15 protein-coding genes are annotated in these 18,199 nt (G+C 47.0%); all 15 read right to left on the reverse strand.

Annotated features, from left to right (window positions below; all coding sequences use genetic code 11):
* Positions 1 to 31: 31 nt before the first annotated feature.
* On the reverse strand, positions 32 to 1,186 hold the full coding sequence (locus D829_RS0109495) for a glycosyltransferase (RefSeq protein ID WP_017688647.1): 1,155 nt from the start codon (positions 1,184 to 1,186) through the stop codon (positions 32 to 34).
* Between the two features lie 352 nt (positions 1,187 to 1,538).
* Positions 1,539 to 2,105, reverse strand: a complete 567-nt coding sequence (locus D829_RS0109500) for a helix-turn-helix domain-containing protein (RefSeq protein ID WP_017688648.1) — start codon at positions 2,103 to 2,105, stop codon at positions 1,539 to 1,541.
* Between the two features lie 441 nt (positions 2,106 to 2,546).
* Complete coding sequence (locus tag D829_RS0109505; protein ID WP_017688649.1) at positions 2,547 to 3,152, reverse strand: pentapeptide repeat-containing protein; 606 nt, start codon at positions 3,150 to 3,152, stop codon at positions 2,547 to 2,549.
* 371 nt (positions 3,153 to 3,523) lie between these two features.
* A complete protein-coding gene (locus D829_RS33675) occupies positions 3,524 to 3,661 on the reverse strand; it encodes a hypothetical protein (RefSeq protein ID WP_017688650.1) in 138 nt (45 codons plus the stop codon).
* Between the two features lie 163 nt (positions 3,662 to 3,824).
* On the reverse strand, positions 3,825 to 4,301 hold the full coding sequence (locus D829_RS0109515) for a hypothetical protein (RefSeq protein ID WP_017688651.1): 477 nt from the start codon (positions 4,299 to 4,301) through the stop codon (positions 3,825 to 3,827).
* Positions 4,298 to 6,316 carry a S9 family peptidase gene (locus D829_RS0109520; protein ID WP_017688652.1) on the reverse strand — a complete coding sequence of 673 codons (2,019 nt, stop codon included), beginning with the start codon at positions 6,314 to 6,316 and terminating at the stop codon, positions 4,298 to 4,300. The genes D829_RS0109515 and D829_RS0109520 overlap by 4 nt, the downstream gene beginning before the upstream one ends.
* A gap of 21 nt (positions 6,317 to 6,337) precedes the next feature.
* A complete protein-coding gene (locus tag D829_RS0109525) occupies positions 6,338 to 7,267 on the reverse strand; it encodes an ABC transporter permease (protein ID WP_017688653.1) in 930 nt (309 codons plus the stop codon).
* A gap of 16 nt (positions 7,268 to 7,283) precedes the next feature.
* Positions 7,284 to 8,201 carry an ABC transporter permease gene (locus D829_RS0109530; RefSeq protein WP_017688654.1) on the reverse strand — a complete coding sequence of 306 codons (918 nt, stop codon included), beginning with the start codon at positions 8,199 to 8,201 and terminating at the stop codon, positions 7,284 to 7,286.
* Positions 8,202 to 8,303: 102 nt separating this feature from the next.
* Positions 8,304 to 9,869, reverse strand: a complete 1,566-nt coding sequence (locus D829_RS0109535; RefSeq protein ID WP_017688655.1) for an ABC transporter substrate-binding protein — start codon at positions 9,867 to 9,869, stop codon at positions 8,304 to 8,306.
* Positions 9,866 to 11,077, reverse strand: a complete 1,212-nt coding sequence (locus D829_RS0109540) for a M20 family metallopeptidase (protein ID WP_017688656.1) — start codon at positions 11,075 to 11,077, stop codon at positions 9,866 to 9,868. The genes D829_RS0109535 and D829_RS0109540 overlap by 4 nt, the downstream gene beginning before the upstream one ends.
* Positions 11,074 to 11,826 (reverse strand): FCD domain-containing protein, encoded by a 753-nt coding sequence (locus D829_RS0109545; RefSeq protein ID WP_017688657.1) that lies wholly within the window; start codon positions 11,824 to 11,826, stop codon positions 11,074 to 11,076. Before D829_RS0109545 ends, D829_RS0109540 begins: the two co-directional genes overlap by 4 nt.
* Before the next feature lie 257 nt (positions 11,827 to 12,083).
* Entirely contained in the window at positions 12,084 to 13,181 is a 1,098-nt protein-coding gene (locus D829_RS0109550; RefSeq protein WP_017688658.1) for a Gfo/Idh/MocA family oxidoreductase, read from the reverse strand.
* Positions 13,182 to 13,193: 12 nt separating this feature from the next.
* The gene (locus D829_RS0109555) at positions 13,194 to 14,117 is read right to left on the reverse strand and encodes a helix-turn-helix domain-containing protein (protein WP_017688659.1); all 924 of its coding nucleotides are present in this window, start codon (positions 14,115 to 14,117) and stop codon (positions 13,194 to 13,196) included.
* 24 nt (positions 14,118 to 14,141) lie between these two features.
* Positions 14,142 to 15,146, reverse strand: a complete 1,005-nt coding sequence (locus D829_RS0109560; protein ID WP_017688660.1) for a Gfo/Idh/MocA family oxidoreductase — start codon at positions 15,144 to 15,146, stop codon at positions 14,142 to 14,144.
* Positions 15,147 to 15,392: 246 nt separating this feature from the next.
* Complete coding sequence (locus D829_RS0109565; RefSeq protein WP_017688661.1) at positions 15,393 to 18,194, reverse strand: alpha-mannosidase; 2,802 nt, start codon at positions 18,192 to 18,194, stop codon at positions 15,393 to 15,395.
* Between the last annotated feature and the right edge of the window lie 5 nt (positions 18,195 to 18,199).

The following is an 18,199-nucleotide window of genomic DNA, read 5'->3' on the forward strand; positions in this document are numbered from 1 at the left end:
TACCTCCCTGTTTATTTTCGTTGTGAGTGAATTATCGTACTTTGGTTCCAGGCCAGCATCCATCGTATATGCGATCCATCGTGATCACATTGCCATACAGGTCAATGATCAGATCCTTGGCTCGATGAGCATGTCTCATCTCAATCCAGTAGCGGTTCTCCAGCAAACGGGCGAAATTGTCCACCAAAAACAGTAATCGGTTCTCACTATGAATCAGTTCCTTGCCCAGTACCTGTGGCAGCCAGATGGCTCCGTTGGAATTAAAGCGGTTTGAATAGTCCCGTACTTCGGCTACATTTGCAAATTCAGCTTCCTCCAGCTTGGTCCAGAATGTATCGGCATCACTTCGAACCTCGGCAAGGTCAATCCCGACAATCGGCAGATGCTGGTATTCCTCTTGGCTTTCCAGCTGTGCTTTCAGATGACTGAAAACGAATGGCCACACATCAGCCTCGATTTGACCGCCCCACTTTTTCCAGAAGCGTGCCAAATTGTTCTTGCGGTTGAAGTTGCGGTGAATGCCGCTGCTGCGTTCCCAGTGATACGCCTGAATATTCGGGTTGATGACCGTATCGTATCCGGCAGCTCGTGCCCGCATCTGATAATCGAAATCCTCGTACCCATTAAAGAACTTCTCATCGAGGTTGCCGATGGTCTCATACACCTCCCGCTTCATGCCAAACATGGCGAACACCACCAGTTGAACAGAGAAGGTTTCTTTCGGGATATCATCAGGGGATGCGTTCAGGAACAGGTGTCGGCCGATGGTGTCCGCAAAAGCAATGCCGCAGTGCTGCACGCCTCCCGTTTGCGGATACAACAGAACGCCCCCAATCATGCCAATCGTAATATCGCTATCCAGTGTCTCTTTCATCATCGGTTGCCAGTTCGGTTGAAGAATGGTGTCAGAATCCAGGAAAAAAATGTACTCTCCCTTGGCAAGACTCAGTGCGCTATTAATCGACACGGCGCAACCAAGTGGAAAATCATGCTGAAGAATCTCGATGGTCACACCTTCTCTTACTTCTTGCTTCAGTTTATCCAGATGTTGAAAGACTGCTGAGCCGGAACCATCGTTGATGAAAATAATCTGAGTGGATGGACTTACCGTCCGGAGCAGCGAATCTGTGAACAGGTTCAAAATGTTATAGTCCTGGTTGACTGGCACAATAATGGTGTAAAGCATGGAATCCCTCCTGATTTGGGTTGATGGAATGAGTACATAAGCTGATTTTGCACTGCACAATTGCTGGTCGTTCTGTCCGGCCCCCTCTCTTAAATATTTTGTCTTTATTTGGTAATGATTTGAATCTACTAGAAATTTATATCATTTTTTGTAAACTGAAAATCTTAAATTCTGAACTCTGTTAATATTTGAATATGTGAGAAAATCAAGTCTTTGCAGCTTGCGCACTGAGAAACGCTGTTGTGAACGCAAAAAAACACCCTCAAAGAGTCTGTGTATCTAACGATACATTCGACTTTTTTGGGGTGCTTTCGTATTAAAATCTATTGTTTTTCGTTGGATAGGCCCTGGCCTAACGCTGCTTAAATCCATGATAAAACGTATCCACCACAAGCGCAGGGGCTGCTTTTCTCGCGATATGACCACTTACAACCTGCTGCCACGTCAGGAACATGATGGAATACAGCACATCGACAATCCAGGTTTTATCGAGATCGGAGCGGAAATAACCTTTCTGTTGTAACAGACCGACCGCATGCAGTACCGGTTCTCTCAGTTTCAGATCTGCTCCCTCAATCTCGGGATTATAGTTAATGGTGGTGTCATGAGCCAGAAAATATATTTTGTCGCCTAATGGAATCAGCGCCTCGATCAGCTCAGGTATGTACTTTTCACAGTGCTCCTCATCCAGTTGGATTTGTTGCATGGTCTCACTGACCACCTCGATTGCGCGTAATCCCAGATGAACCATGAGCTGTTCGCGGCTTTCCACATATCGATGTAAAGTAGCAATCCCGATTTTTGCAGATTCTGCAATTTCATTCATGGAAGCATTCGGCTTTTCAATCAGCAACTTGGTGGCCTCGTCCAAAATGGAATGAAGCCTGGTTTGTTTGATTGTAGTCATTTCTTTTTTCATTGTATTACACCTCTTGGTGAGTATTGTTCAACAATTGATCTGATCATCCATCATATGATTGGATTAGACTATAAAATTATAGCATACTTCCTCACGAGTAAAACTAAAAGCCGCCATTCGGCGGCTCTTAGCATGGTTATCTTTCTCCGTTGATTACAGTTCGATAATTCTCGTTGCAATATTTGTACAAAATTCAGTGGTTCATCCTATATGTGCAGATGAGCTTTCTCACTAAGGCGTTTGGCAATGAGCACTTTCTTTTTTTAACCTGCACACGGTATTGGAGCCATATGATATCGACACATGTTCCAATTCGCAATGGGAGTCCGAAAGTAAACTGACGGGATTTCACCACTCGAACATGGCATGGATTCCCTCACTTTAATATTTGAACATAATCCGAATTTAGATTCGCTTATACGATAAAGGAACCTGGCGCTATTAGTCTACTTTCGCACCATACGAGCGTACAAACAGAACAGCTTGTTCGCGATCCAAACGTACGCCTTTGATATCCAGTGATTTCAGATCGATTCCTTCCAGGTTAGCCCCTCTTAGGTCGGCCCCTTGCAGCTTGGCTCTGCTTAATACAACTCGGGTAAGATCACAGTCTCTCAAATCCGCTTTGGTGAAATCCGTGTCCGTAAAGTCAGCTTCAAAGAAACGAATTCCTCGCAAATCCTGTTTGCCTAATCGGGTATGTCTCAGATTCGTATAAGACCAATCGCCGTGACTTAGTGTAATGCCATCCATTTGCGCACCTGAAAAGTCCGAGCCTGTCATCTTGCAGGAGCTGAATTTGGAAGCAAAGAGATTCGCACCACCGAAGGTGCAGTTTTCAAAAGCTGATTCCGTATGAATCGAACCATTCATGGAAGCCCCTTTGAAGTCACACTCGATAAAACGGCAGTTACTTGTCTCAATCTCTTCCATAGAAGCGTTCATAAATGTACATTGTTTGAAAACACAACTTATGAGTTCTCCATAGCGCAGATCACGCCCCTCAAAATGTACTTCTTCATATTCCTGATCCTTATATTGATACACTGGTTACACCCCACATTGTATATTTCTCCGTCTTTCTTCATTAAATAACTTTTTATACTATACCACACCCCTGTCAAGCACCTGCTTAAACACACACAAAAGTCAAGTTACTTTTTTTATGAGAAAAATCTGAAAACTAAAAAAGGGACACATAAAGCGCCCCTCCAGCTCACACTTTTAACTGTTCCAATGTGGGCTTATATATGTGAAACTCTCCAGTTAGCTGCTTTTTCAATTCGTATCAGAAAACATTACACCAGTTTTTTGGACATCCTGTACAGGGATAGCGAAGGTTTATTGATTTCCCCTACTCCTAGAACCTGGCATCAGGTTGGTTGAATGATAACCCCTCAACGATCACATTCACCGTATCAATGGTTAATCCGGTCAGCTGTTCCACATGTCGACATGGAGGAAATCTCACTGGTAGTATTCGCGATCTTGCCGACAATTTTGGAGATCACATCATCCGATATTTGAATTTTTCCCAAAACATTTTGAATGGACATCCTAGGTCCCCCTCTTTGCGTCTGAATTATTGATAGATAATAATATCATTTAATATAAATATAAATCATACGGAGCCCGATTTCAACTTTTGAATTCAGTCGTCCTCATTTCTACCTGTACATAGCAAAAAAACCGCGATCATCGCGGTTTCTTCTAGTCATACTATGGGAATTTCAATTGAATACAGACAGGAATATGGGAAGATGACTCGTCCTCTGTTCTGCCTTCTTCTGCTGCCTCTGTTTCTTCTGCTTGTACGATCCACTGCCTGCCAATTAACGATTGTAGCAGTTCAATCTCTTCTGCGGTCAGTTGAATATGCTTCAGAGACAACTCATCTTGAACGTAATCCCGATCCACCTTACGGTCAAACCGGAAATCGAGCAATCGTTTCAACCCGTTAATATGCAAAAACTTGTACTCATAACCCTGACGTATCGCCTTTTCCCAATCGTCTCCGATATCATCTGCTGTCTGTAGTCTTTCATCAAAATCCATCGCGGATTCCTTAACCAGAGGCAACAAACGGGAATAGTCTCTACGTTGTAAACATTCAATAATCACTTCTTTTGATTCCCCACTTGTCAGTACATTTTCTACAAGAAGGCCAACAGGAATGGACAGCTGAGTTCGACTCATTGCTCGCCCTCCTCATTCCCGAGATACTGATTAAACCAGGTATTCACCTGCTCGAAGCTATCGATACGTAATGAAGGTTTACCGCTTTTCAGCAAACTGTGGTTGGAACCCGGGTAACGAATCAGTTTGGTCTTTTTGCCGTATCGTTTTAGCGTAGTATATAATTCCTCCGCTTGCGCAATGGGTGTCCGATAGTCCTGCTCTCCATGCATGATCAGAAGTGGCGTCTCAATGTGATGTGCATGTGCAAGAGGTGAGCGAGACCACAGGAATTCAGAGTTTTCCGCCGGATTACCACCAATGACTCCCTCAACATAGGAAATTCCGATATCACTCGTTCCATACATGGACAACCAGTTTGAGATGCAACGCTGGGTTACAGCCGCCTTGAAACGATGGGTATGCGCTACAATCCAGTTGGTCATCACTCCGCCATAACTGCCACCCGCTACACCCAGACGTGAAGCATCAAGGAAATCATATGTAGCCAGGGCATAATCAACAGCTTCCATCAGATCCCGGTAATCCCCTCCGGCAAAGTCGCCACGGCAAGCTCTGGCAAACTCCTGACCGTATCCCATACTTCCGCGAGGATTGATCCACAGCACAGCATAACCTTGCGCAACGAGTGTCTGCATCTCATGACTATATGTTCCCGTATACATTGCGTGGGGTCCACCATGAATCTGCAAAATCTGTGGCAGTTTCCCATCGGTGTCGCGTATTGCCGGTGTGGCTAACCAACCTTGAAGCGGCCATCCATCGGAGGACGTAAACTCTACACGGACTGGCACATTTACAGCCAATTCAGCCATGAATTCATCATTTCGCCGGGTGAGTCTGAACATTTCACCACTGTCGATATCCACACGATATAACTCTCCAGGGTGTTCAGCAGTCAACGCAGCGATTACCAGCGACGTACCATCTGGCGTTAAGGTATACTGATACACATCCTTTTCACCAGCGCCCGTCACCAATTGACACGCCCCATCTTCTTGAATACGGTACACGTCCACATTCCCGTTATGTGTTCCAAGTACATATACACCGCGTTCCGGATGATGGGCATCCGAGATAGGAGAAGGTGACGCACCTGCCGACTTCATATCTCCAAGCGCCGCGTTACCAATCTGCATATCTAATTGAGGTGCGATTGGCCTGGGTATACCTCGATGAACAGGGACAGCGTATAAGCTGTTGTGGCTCCCGCTTCCATACTCACGATCACTGGCGATCAGGATCAGCTGCTGCCCGTCGGACGAATAGGAGAATTGGCTTATCGCCAGACTGGAATCCGTCACTTTGAACAGATCACGCTCTCCCAATCGAATGCTGTATATATCCGTAAAGTACAGCAGATCCGCATCAAGCTCCTCATCTTCTACTTGCTTCGAAATGAATGAAAGCTGCTGGCTATCTGGCGACCATGCCGGAGCACTGATATTCCATAGCCCGGAAGTCACCTGTGTGATTTCCCCGCTTTTGATCTCATATACAAACAACTGGCTGTATTGACCGTCCCACCAGCCAGCCCCTTCCGCCTTCGGCGTTGTACGTTCGAAGACTTTACCTCGCAGTACAGGTACAGACTCCTGTTGGGCCTCAGCTTTCTTCTGTTGGTCCTCCGGTTGCACTTTGCTGGTAAACGCAATGTACTGCCCGTTCGGCGACCAGATATAACTCAATATTTTACGTGCGGGAGATATCAGCATGACCGGCTCTTTTTGATCTGAATGGAGCGTCCATAGTCCTTTGCCACCATCCACTGAGCGAATGAATGTGAGCTGTGTGCCATCCGGCGACCAAGCAGGTGAGGAATCTTTTGTTCCATCCGAAAGTGCAATATCTTCATCACCATCGAGGGAGATTCCCCGAATCTGTGTGTTATATTCGTTTTTATCCTGATCTATGGTCTGTTCCACATAAGCCACTTGTCCGTTCAGACTGATTACTGGCTGACTGATCCAACGATAATGACGCAGATCCTCCGGCATAATTGGTCTTTGGTTCATATTGATGGCTCCCTTCTCCGTTTATTTATGGGTTGTCTCCGTACGCGGATCAAGCACATCACGCAGCCAATCTCCAAGGAAAATAACACCGAGTACGGTAAATGTGATCGCTAGTCCCGGGAATGTAGCGACCCACCAGCTTGTAGCAACGTATTGTCTGCCATCACTGAGCATCCCTCCCCAGGATACATCAGGTGGTTTGATACCTAGACCCAGGAAACTGAGTGAAGCTTCCATAATAATCGTTGTGCCGACATTCATACCGCAGATGACGATAAAGGATGAAAGGATATTCGGCAGAATGTGTTTCAGAATCAATCTTCCATTCTTCGCGCCAATCGATCTGGCCGCATGAACAAAATCCCGCTCTTTAATACTAAGAACCTCACTTCTTACCACACGGGTGAATGGAACCCAGTTCGTCACCCCGATGACAAAGATCAGCGTCGTAATACCCGGGCCAACAATCGCCATCACAACGAGCATGAACAGAATGGTCGGAATCGCCATGAATGCATCTCCTACACGCATGATGACGGCATCCACCCATTTCCCATAGAATCCGGATACCAGCCCCAGAATGGCGCCAATGATTCCTGATACAATCACCGCACCCATACCCACGATTAAGGAGACCCGGGCACCATATACAATACGGCTCCACATGTCTCTGCCGAGATTATCAGTACCCAGCCAGTATTCGGCCGTTCCACCCTCAAGCCATGCTGGTGGTTTAAGTCGGTTGAGCGGATTCACCGCTGCCGGATCATGACTCGTCAATAGAGGTGCACCTATGGCAATTAACACAACCAACAATACAAGCACAGCACCAAACATTCCGGTCTTGCTGATGATCAGTTGTTGCCAGATATAACGAAATCCCGTTGGTGCACGCCCATTGTCTTGTTCCTGTTCTGTACCCGGAATTGGCATTTCATTGCTGCCTGTCATATGATTGCACCTCCTTCTAGTCGTATTTGATGCGCGGATCAAGTAGCCTGTAAGCTACATCCGTCAAGATGTTGATTACCACAACGATAAAGGCAATGACAAACACCGCTGCCTGTACAATCGCCATATCATGTGTGTTGACTGCAACGACCAGCAACTGACCCAGTCCAGGCCAGGAGAATACCGTTTCCGTAATCAAGGTGCCCCCGATCAGACTTGTAAACTGCAAACTCATAATTGTCACGACCGGAATCAATCCATTCCGAAACGCATGTTTCACAATGACAACCATTCGGCCTAGCCCTTTGCTGCGGGCTGTTCGAATATAGTCCTGGTTCAGAATCTCCAGCATGCTGGAGCGAATCAGCCGGGTCATCTGCGCGGCCAGTCCAACGCCAAGTGTGAATGCCGGCAAGATCAGATGTGACAATCCTCCGCGACCGGATACCGGCAATACGCCCAGCATGACGGAGAACAAGAGGATAAGCATAATCCCCATCCAGAAGTTTGGCATCGCCTTACCAATAACGGAGATTCCTGAAATGATGAGATCAGTAAACGTATTGCGTTTGACAGCTGAGATGACCCCAAGTGGCACAGCCATAAGTACGGCAAAAAACATGGCGGCTACCGCCAGTTCAAAGCTGGCAGGCAATCTCTCCAGCACAAGCTCTAACGCAGGCTGATTGTAGCGAAAAGATTGACCAAAGTCTCCCTGTATCGCACTGCCCAGAAACTTCACGTATTGCGTATATAAAGGCTGGTCCAAACCAAGTGCCTGCGTCAAGACAGCACGATCTTCAGCAGTAGCCGTTTCAGGCAACATTAGCGCAACCGGATCACCGGTAACTCGAACCAAAATGAACACAATTAATGAAACAATGAACAGCACCGGAATGATCTGTAGTAATGACTTAAGTACGTATTTACCCATTCCTTGTTCACCTCCCTTGTTAAAAAAGAACGGCAGGAACATGGTTATCCAGTCCCTGCCGTTCACGGCCTATCTTTTCAATGACCGGTGTTATATCCGATGTTACTGTGCTACAGGTGTAATCTCGTCAGCATAGAACATCTCGTCACTGCGCGGCGCGAAGTTCACTTTAGCATTTGTTCCATAGACACCTTCCATTTGGTACAGATATACGGCTGGGCGTTCTTCAGAGAATATCTGTTGTACTTGCTGATACTCTTTCTCACGAGACGCAGGGTCCATGTTCACCAATGCAGATTGAAGCAATTTCTCTACTTCAGGATTGTTGTAATCCGACTCGCCTTTTGCTTCTTCCAGCATATAACGATTGTAGTTATTCGAAGCGTCGAACAAGGAGTTACCAATACCAATCATGAAGATTTCTTTGAATGATTTGGAGCTGTAACGTTCACTGAATGCACTTGCTTCCAGGACATCCAGGTTGATTTTGAATCCGGCTTGTTCCAGCATGGCTGCAACAACTTCAGCCTGTTCTTTGTATTGTGCGGAAACGGAGATGGTCATCTCGGCTTCACCTTCAGCATATCCAGCTTCTTGCAGCAACTGTTTCGCTTTTTCTTGATCATAAAGTGACGTTTTGTACAATGAAGGATCAGCACCGAAGTTGCCTGGTGTTACGGATGTGCGGGTTACGATACCTGCTCCGCCGGCAATGCTGTCCACGATTCCTTGTTTGTCGATAGCCAGGTCAATGGCTTCACGTACTTTCGGATCAGCCGTGATGCTGCCTTCTGTCTGACGGAAGATCAACTGAAGCACACGCTGAATTGGCGCTTTGACAATCTTCTTATCTGCTTCGCCTTCGATCCGGGCAATGTCAGTGGACGGAATGGAAGAAGCCACATCCACACCACCAGCAAGCAATTCGGATACACGTGTGGAGGCTTCAGGAATAACGCGGAATACCACTTCATTCCATTTTGGTTCACCGTCAAAGTAGTTCTCGTTTTTCACCAGTTCCACACGATCATCTTTGGTCCATTTACTGAACTTATAAGGGCCTGTGCCTACTGGTTGTTTCAGGAAAGCATCGAATCCTTTATCTGCAATATATTTTGCTGGCAGAATGCCTGCTCCCATTTTGGACAAACGATTCAGGAGCAACGGATCTGGACCATCCGTGATAATATCTACGGTATAGTCATCCACCGCTTTAACTTCTACGATATTTTTGAAATAGCTGTTTTGTTTCAGTGTCTCGTCCTTGGCTACGCGCTCCAGCGTGTATTTTACATCTGCTGAAGTGAATGGATCGCCATTGTGGAAGGTAACACCTTCACGCAGCTTGAATCTCCACGTTGTATCATCAACCTGATCCCATGAAGTCGCAAGTCCCGCAACTTTCTTCTGTTCACTGTCATTTTTGATCAGATAATCGAAAACATTGACCAGAACCGCCTCACTGGAGGTGTTGTTGTTGTTGTGCGGATCGAAACTCTCAATGTCTGTTGCTGCAGCAATGGTCAGTGTTGTACTTGTGCTTCCACTGCCCGTTCCTTCTGTTGCGGAATTATCATTCGTGCTTGTCGTTTTTCCTCCGCAAGCGCTGAGTACCATTACGATTGCCAGTAACGTGATCCACAAGCCTGTCCATTGTCTTTTTTTCATTGTGATTGCTCCCCCTCAGAAGTTGTATTCCGTGCCAAAAATTCAAGTGCTACTGCAGACAACATGCCCACACCATAAGGCATCGCTGTCTCATCGAGATCAAACATGGGATGGTGGAGTGGATAACGAGTATGTTCCTCATCATTCCCAGATCCTAGTCTGAAAAACACACCCGGAACCTGTTCACAATAAAAAGCGAAGTCCTCGCCCCCTGTAGAAGGTTTGATATAAGTCCATCCCTTCTCCGCATTAACCTGATCACAAGTCTCTGTTAGCAGGTCAACCATGCCGAGATCATTCACGACAACAGGGTATCCATCGCCATAGACAACTTCGCATCCTGCTCCGAAAGAATCGCAGACCCCTTTAACAACCTGCTCGATCAAAGCTGGCATCCGCTCACGAATAGCAGGTGAGAGTGTACGAACCGTACCGATCATCTCTACTTCCGGGGCGATGGCTGTTCCCATATAACCTCCCGTGATTTTGCCAATCGTGACTACTGCCGGTTCAAGTGGATCAACCATCCGACTGACGATATTTTGCAATGCGGTGATGACCTGAGCCGATACCGCGATCGCATCAATGCCCTCATGTGGACGAGCTGCGTGTCCACCCTTGCCAAATACCTTAATAATCAAGGGATCAGCTGAAGCGAACGCAACGCCCTGACTTACGCCCAACGTTCCCGTGTCCTGTCCAGGTGTCATGTGTAATCCTGCGATGGCATCAACCTTCGGATTCTCCAGAACACCGTCCTGGATCATGGCTCTTGCACCTGCAAGTCCCTCTTCGGCTGGCTGGAAAATGAATTTGATATTGCCTGATTTCGGTCTTCCAAGGCCAGTAAGCAGTTGGGCGGCTCCCATCAGGATAGAGGTATGAGCGTCATGTCCACACAGATGCGCTTTGCCTTCCACTTGCGAGCGGTATTCCACCGCTTTCTGATCCTGGATTGGCAGAGCATCCATGTCTGCGCGCAAAGCAAAGGTTGGTCCATCGGTCTCTCCGCGAAGCAGGCCTGTAACCCCGGTCTGTCCGACATTGCGTGTAACTTCCAACCCCAGGCTTTCCAGATGCTCAGCTACGATAGCAGATGTGCGATGCTCCTCGTAGCCAATTTCCGGATGCTGATGTAAATCTCTGCGCCAGGCGCTTAACTGGGCTTGTAGTGGCTGAGCCAGCTGTATTAGTTCTGAATGATTCATTTGCTGTCATTCCCTTCATTTTCGTCCGATTCAGAAACCAAACGGGCATAGATTGCATCCGCCGAGAATTCGATATGCCTTTTCATCGTCTCCTTAGACTTGATGTTATCATGGGCTTTCAATGCTTCAAGAATCTCCATATGTACACCGTGGTTGACAGTACGTATCCGGTCATCATAAGGCATTAAGTCGAGCGCCGGATTAATTTTGGTCCGGATCTGTCTGACGGCTCTCTCGCAGTATGGATTCCCCGAAGCCTTGGCGATGGTCAGATGAAATTTCACATCCAGCGCCCTGAACCATTCCCTTGTACAGTCTGGCTCTATACTTTGTTCCATATAACCCTCAAGCAGCTCCAGTTCGCCTGCGGTGATCCGCTCAGCAGCGAGAAAAGCTCCCTCTGGCTCGATGATGGTTCGATATTCAAACACCTTCAGCATCTGTGACCAATCCCGTTTAATTTCTTCTCTGGTCCGTTTATGCGAATTGGCTGTCAGAGGCAGTACAAATGTTCCGCCTTTGGCACCCACCCTTTTCTCAATCAATCCTTTATCTTCCAGTGAAGAGAGTGCCTCACGAACGGTAATGCGGCTTACGTTAAAAATCTCTGCCAGATCTCGCTCGGCTGGAAGCTGTTCTTCACTCATTAATTCTTTCAAAATAATGGCTTCTTCCAGTTGTTCTCGAATGAATTCACTAACCTTTTTGGTGGATACTTTCTCAAAACGAAATGAAAACGTACTGGACATCTAAACACTCCGATCTGTATATGGTCTAGACCTTATACCATTAATATAATTCCGACTAAACTTATATGCAATACTTTTTTTCAAGTAAATTCATATTTTTTTCTCACCACCTCCAAATTGAAGCATTTCGGCACAAAAAAGACGCATCTACACGCAGTCAGATGCATCTTCCCTTTCGTTATTTTGCCCGTACACCAAAAACCCTCTATCCTCAATAACGGGACAAAGGGTTCTGTAATCTATTATTAATGTCTTTTCTATGCTTCGTTACCGTTATTCAAGTACACAGCCTTGCCTGTGCGAGCAGATTCATAGAGCGCTTCCAGGATTTGAGATACAACCAGCGCTTGTTTTGGTGTGACCACTGGCTCCTGATCGTTCTCAATCGCTTCAATCCACTTTCTCATCTCCACATCCGGTGCGCTCTCGCTCTTACCATCGTAGAAAGCTACCCCGCCTACACTCAGTTCAATCTCATTCGTGTATAGACGGCTGAATTTCTCGCCATTGATGCGCAGTCCGTTCTTCATATCCGCACCCGCTTCGCTACCGCTCAAGCTACATTTCGCCTCATCCACATCCAGTGAGTTCAGTGCCCAACTGGATTCCAGCATGATCGTTGCTCCATTCTCCATCACAATCATGCCGAAGGCCGAGTCCTCTACGGAGAATTGTTTCGGGTCCCACGGGCCCCAGGCATTGGCCGCATTTTCACGTTGTGAAAGCTCATGATAGGTCGTACCCAGAACAACTTTCGGTTGATAGTTATCCATCATCCAGAGCGTCAGATCGAGTGCGTGCGTACCAATATCAATCAGTGGACCGCCACCTTGTTTCTCCTCATCCAGGAAAACACCCCAGGTTGGTACCGCTCTGCGTCTAATTGCATGTGCCTTGGCAAAATAAATATTGCCCAGGTCACCCGCTTCGCACACCTTCTTCAAGTACTGACTGTCTTCTCTGAAACGGTTGTTGTATCCGATGGTCAATTTCTTGCCGGTACGCTCCGCCGCTTCCAGCATGAGCTGTGCTTCAGCAGATGTCTTCGCCATTGGCTTCTCACACATGACATGTTTGCCTGCTTCCAGGGCAGCAATGGAAATCTCGGCATGAGAAATATTCGGTGTAAGCACATGCACAATGTCCAAAGACTCATCCTGGAGCAATTCCTGATAATCGGTATAGACTTCAGCATCAGTAGAGCCATATTTCTGCTTGGCTTCATCTGCACGTTCCTGAACGATATCACAGAAAGCCACTAGTTCAACATTATCCAGTTTACTCAGACTCGGAAGATGTTTACCATTCGCGATTCCACCACAGCCAATAATTCCGATACGATATACTTTACTCATATATATTCACCCTCACTTAAGTATTGGTTGTTTCATTTTACGAAAAGCCGACGGGGTCATCCCCAGACGTTTGCGAAATACAGCATGCAAATAGTTGGCGTTATTGAAACCTGAAGCAAGAGCGATCTGTTCAATGGATACGTTACTTTCCTCCAGATTGCGGCACACAGCACGCAGACGAATATCCTCCAGTACGCGGCTGAACGGCATCTCCGGCTGTACTTGATAGAAGATTCGCTGCAATTGTCTGCTGCTGATATGAAGTTTCTCTGCTACATGCTCCAGCGTGACCACTGTAGGGTGATTCGCTTCCATATATTGCACTGCATACTCATAGCGATACACCGACATATCCCGCACAGGAGCTCCCGGTCGATCCCCCCCGGTGTCGTATGCTCGCACGGTTTTGAGTAATATGCTGATAACCAGCTGCTTGATCGATGTATAATAACCTAACAATTTCTGATCACAGGCCTCATAGGCTTCCAAAAAGCAATGCATTGCCCGATGATAATCATTCACCGGAGTAAGCGGAAGCGTTCTCAGCTTTTCAATCGTTTCCTCGGATTCAGCTGCTTCCCACGGATCGACATGTTCCCTTGGCTTGTGAACGATATCAACATGAAGACATAGTTCATCCATGTCCTCTTGGGCGTCCGCCTCCTGATAATGAACGACACCCGGACCAGTCAAATACAGCATACCTTCCGAGAGTGCATGTGTCTGATCATCGAGAATAACTTTGCCTTTACCTCTCGGGATAAAATGAAACTCGAACTCCGCATGATTATGGAAATCCACAACTCGGCCCGCTGGAAATGAAGTCAGATGAAATCGCATCACGCGAATCTCATAATGTCCCCAAACCATTAGAATATCCAGTCTCTCCAGGAGATCCTGCCGTTCAAGCATTTTCTCATAAGGATACAGGCTCAAGATTGCACACCTCCTTAAGTAAACCTAACCCTTCAACTCATTCAGAGCAATTCTGCGCCCTTCCTTGGCAGAGAGATTTGCAGCTTCCATCAACTGGGTTAACTCCATAGCGATCTGCACGTTTTCGGTTGCATCCGTATCATTTTGTATATGTGCAACCCATTGATTGAATGCGCTTTCTCTTTGGTCTACCAAAGGAAGTTCAGTCCAGTCTTGGTACTCTCCCTGTGCTGCTTTTGTGCGCATCAATAGCTTTTCTTCAGGTGTGCCGTATAGAAGCGTGCCTTCTGTACCATGAACCTCAATTGTAAACGGAGAATGGCTGTTCACAAAACCAGCTTCAACAACGCCGACTGCTCCAGAATCCGTAAACAAGGTTGCAACTGCATTATCTTCCACTTCTTTGCCTGTAATATATCCGAAGTTCGCATTAATCGCTGTTACTTCCTGACCCAGAAACAATTTAGCCAGATACATTGGATGGCAGCCCAGATCAATCAGCGCACCACCCTGACAATCTTTCAGATCATAGAAGTGTTCAGGCAACCAGTTTGAAATCGCTCCGTCATGCGATAACCGCGCTCTTACATAAGTCACTTTGCCAAGTAATCCTTGGTTGAGTACATCCTGAATCGTTAACGTATACCCTGCATTCAGACGCGGTAAGGAAACTGTCATCTTGACTTTGTTGGCCTTTACCTCATTAAGGATTCTGTTGGATTCCGACTGTGTCGACGCAATAACCTTCTCCGTGAAGATGTGTTTACCTGCTTTTGCAGCAGCAGTGATCACTTCTTCATGAATGCGGGTTGGCGCATCTACAATAACGGCATCGATGTCATCCTTGGCCAGCATATCTTCGAGTGAAGCATAGAATGGTACGTTTAAACGTTCAACCGCTTCCTGACCACGCTTGGCATCTTCATCCCACACGGCTGCGATGACTGTATCTTCATGTTCCTGTGCCTGCTTGATGTAATCCCATGCGTGAACATGCCACAAGCTAATTTTCCCAATTCGAATGGTCACTGTTGTCTTACCTCCATACTATATAATATTCTGACATTTATCTATAAGTTATCACAGACTTAATCTATTTTTAATAGAAACTCACGACAATTAATGTATAAAATTACGACATGAATGTTATTAGGTATTTATGCAGTTCCCCATAACGCCTTGGTGTTCGTGCACATAACGGAGCACATGACAAAACCTCCTGTCCACTGCACTGTGAACAGGAGGTTTCTATAATTATGATGTTCAAAAATCAACTCATCGTAACGCATACCCTTGTGTAACGATTTTGTACCCAGGTACCGTCTGGTTTTGCCCCTGCAACGTGTCCTTAACCCGTTCCAGTACATCGCTCTCATAGACGGAGGCACATTCGAATTCAGGTTGTACGTCCAATTCAACCGGTTCAGAGTTCAAATTATACCAGCGAGCAATCAAATCTCCGGTTTCCTCTGCAATCTTCAGTGTGGAGAACGCCAGTGTCGAACCTTGTGCATTCCACGCCAGCCATTGCTTCGACAGAGGTAGTTCCACCTTCTGCCCACTAGCTTCGACATGACCTTCCCGCTCAAACGTGCGCGCTAGTGCCCCTAGCTGTACAGTCGTCCACGGAATTGGATACGCATATGCGGATGTACATGCACCTGACTGTGCCGCATCACCTGCAAATGGAATAATCGCATATTCCACACTCTGAGGTCCCAGACATTGGGCTTCCGGTGTTTCAAACACACCCCAATCTCCCAACTCCGAAGAGGCACGCAGCAGCGTAACCGCAATCGTACTGCCCTCTTTGTGCTGTAAAATCTCGTATTCATTCAACCCTTTGTTTGCAATCATCAAGCCATGATCACCATCGGTCACATGTACAAATGCCTGCTGATGCTGCGCATTACTCGGATTCACCCATTCTTTGGCCGGTGTATTGGAACGTTTGGCAATTTCAAAGATGGAATCTGCATAATGATCCTCTGTCACCAGTCCTGATGGAAATAATGCACGCAGTCGATGATCCTTGGCCTGATTGTTAAAGTTAGATTTTACCTTGACCATATTACTGCCTGCTTCCAATGTATACGTTGTCGTAATCACCAAGGGAACAGTGTTCTCGACTCGCTGCGCCTTCCGTTCTGTAAAAGGAACCATCTGGCGCTTCTCCAGCTCGAACAGTTCATCTGCTTCAGCAGGAATATCCCAGCGTAATACACTTTCCATTACTGCCCGATACGGGGACTGCTCCACAATCCGCAGGTCCGCCTTCAGGTGCTCCGTGGTCAGCGTGGCCTCTCCCTCAGGTTGACGATAAACGTATTCATTGCCAATATCACCGGTATTCTCATATGAATTCAATCCGCTGTATACAACACCGGAGACCTTATCTTCAATCGTTGCCGTACCATTCTCTTCAACCGTCACCCGCAATTGACCGTTCTCCATCATCATTCCCTGCACCTCGATGACGTCGCTCATATCGGGCACTTCAACAATCTCAGCAACCTCTGCTTGTTTCTCGACTGGAATGAGAGCATACGTCTTATAACCCAGAGAAGGTACATCCACCGCCTGGAAAGTCACTCTTACTTTACGAGCCATATAAGGCTGGCGGAAGCGATCCTTCGGAAGTTCATAGCCGAAATGCGCACCCAGATCCTTGATTTCTGCCGAATACGTGCGTCCATCTGAATCGACCAGCTGATACGATGGTAACGCATCCTCTTCCAACTTTTGCGCAAGGGCTTGAGGATGAGGACCTTCCGGGAAAAATGCTTTTTCCACAATCAGATCCATCTCAATGATTCCGTTTCGATTCCATCCACTCGTGTTGAACACAGTGAACAGCATCGCTTCCTCTCCCCAAGCCTCAGCTGGTTGCACATGAATGGACTCAGCAATCGCCTGTGCGCTCTGGGAAACCAATTTCTCTGCAAGCTGTCTGCTCTTCGCAAAGCGGGTCACCATCTCACGGTGAACCTCATCGACACTGCATCCGCAGATGCTATCATGAGGGTGGTTCTGCATCAGCATCTTCCATGCATGCGTCAACAGATGGTGAGGATAATCTTTTACCCCGGCTATATGGGCCATCGCAGCGAGTGGTTCGGCTACTTTTTCAAGCAACGTCTGCCCCTGCTGATTTAATTGTTTCAGATAAACCCGTGCGGACGCCGTATTCACCAGTGTTCCCCAACCATCCGTGTGTTGACTGCGAAGCTCGCCCTCAATGGTCGCCAAATGCTCAGGGACATCCTTCGTAACCGCCTCAATGTAATCGTCAAAATTGGAGTGGATAAATTCCACGTCAGGGTACAAGGCAGCTGCTGTGCGTAAAGCCTCCGGCAGATCCGTCTGGATCGGCTGATGATCACAACCATTCATGAACAACAGATGTGGTGTCGAGGCGAACTTCTCGGCATCCTCCAGATTTTTATCCCAGTATACTTGGACTTTCTCCGGATCAACCGGAACCTCCATCCCGTTGCAGTACCAATTCGCGAACAAAATGCCGAGCACTTCCGAACCATCCGGCGAACGCCAGATCATCTCGGAATAGGGAGATTCGTAACTGTCTGCATCAACCACCGCATTATTGAATCCCGTAGGCTTTACCCCGCGCCCAAAGATTGCGTTATGAATATCCGCTTGTTGCAGAATCTGCGGTGCCTGTCCCATATTTCCGAATGAGTCTGGGAAGTATCCCGTTTTGGATATCACACCAAAAGGTCGAGCATCACGATGACCGATGAGCAGATTACGCAAGTTGGCCTCGCTGCTGGTCAGAAACTCATCCTGTAACACATACCATGGACCAAAATGTATGCGTCCTTCGCGAATATATTTGTCGAGCCTCTCCTGTTGTTCGGGCCGAACCTGCAAATAATCTTCACGAATAATCGTCTGCCCATCCAGATGGAAATAACGATATTCCGGGTCTTGATCCAGCGTGTCCAGCAGTTTATCCATCAGCTCAATGAGCAGTACATGATGGTGTTCATAAGGCATATACCATTCGCGGTCCCAATGGGTATGCGAGATGAGATGTGCCGTCTTTTTGGATGTCATGTTGC

It is taken from the genome of Paenibacillus sp. PAMC 26794 (assembly GCF_000316035.1).
Taxonomy (GTDB): Bacteria; Bacillota; Bacilli; order Paenibacillales; family Paenibacillaceae; genus Paenibacillus.

Bases quoted from the DNA above. Each gene is read 5' to 3' on its own strand.
- D829_RS0109530 (WP_017688654.1), bottom strand. From the start codon at position 8,201: ATGGGTAAATACGTACTTAAGTCATTACTACAGATCATTCCGGTGCTG.
- D829_RS0109525 (WP_017688653.1), bottom strand. From the start codon at position 7,267: ATGACAGGCAGCAATGAAATGCCAATTCCGGGTACAGAACAGGAACAA.
- D829_RS0109550 (WP_017688658.1), bottom strand. From the start codon at position 13,181: ATGAGTAAAGTATATCGTATCGGAATTATTGGCTGTGGTGGAATCGCG.
- D829_RS33675 (WP_017688650.1), bottom strand. From the start codon at position 3,661: ATGTCCATTCAAAATGTTTTGGGAAAAATTCAAATATCGGATGATGTG.
- D829_RS0109540 (WP_017688656.1), bottom strand. From the start codon at position 11,077: ATGAATCATTCAGAACTAATACAGCTGGCTCAGCCACTACAAGCCCAG.
- D829_RS0109495 (WP_017688647.1), bottom strand. From the start codon at position 1,186: ATGCTTTACACCATTATTGTGCCAGTCAACCAGGACTATAACATTTTG.
- D829_RS0109545 (WP_017688657.1), bottom strand. From the start codon at position 11,826: ATGTCCAGTACGTTTTCATTTCGTTTTGAGAAAGTATCCACCAAAAAG.
- D829_RS0109535 (WP_017688655.1), bottom strand. From the start codon at position 9,869: ATGAAAAAAAGACAATGGACAGGCTTGTGGATCACGTTACTGGCAATC.
- D829_RS0109515 (WP_017688651.1), bottom strand. From the start codon at position 4,301: ATGAGTCGAACTCAGCTGTCCATTCCTGTTGGCCTTCTTGTAGAAAAT.
- D829_RS0109500 (WP_017688648.1), bottom strand. From the start codon at position 2,105: ATGAAAAAAGAAATGACTACAATCAAACAAACCAGGCTTCATTCCATT.
- D829_RS0109565 (WP_017688661.1), bottom strand. From the start codon at position 18,194: ATGACATCCAAAAAGACGGCACATCTCATCTCGCATACCCATTGGGAC.
- D829_RS0109520 (WP_017688652.1), bottom strand. From the start codon at position 6,316: ATGAACCAAAGACCAATTATGCCGGAGGATCTGCGTCATTATCGTTGG.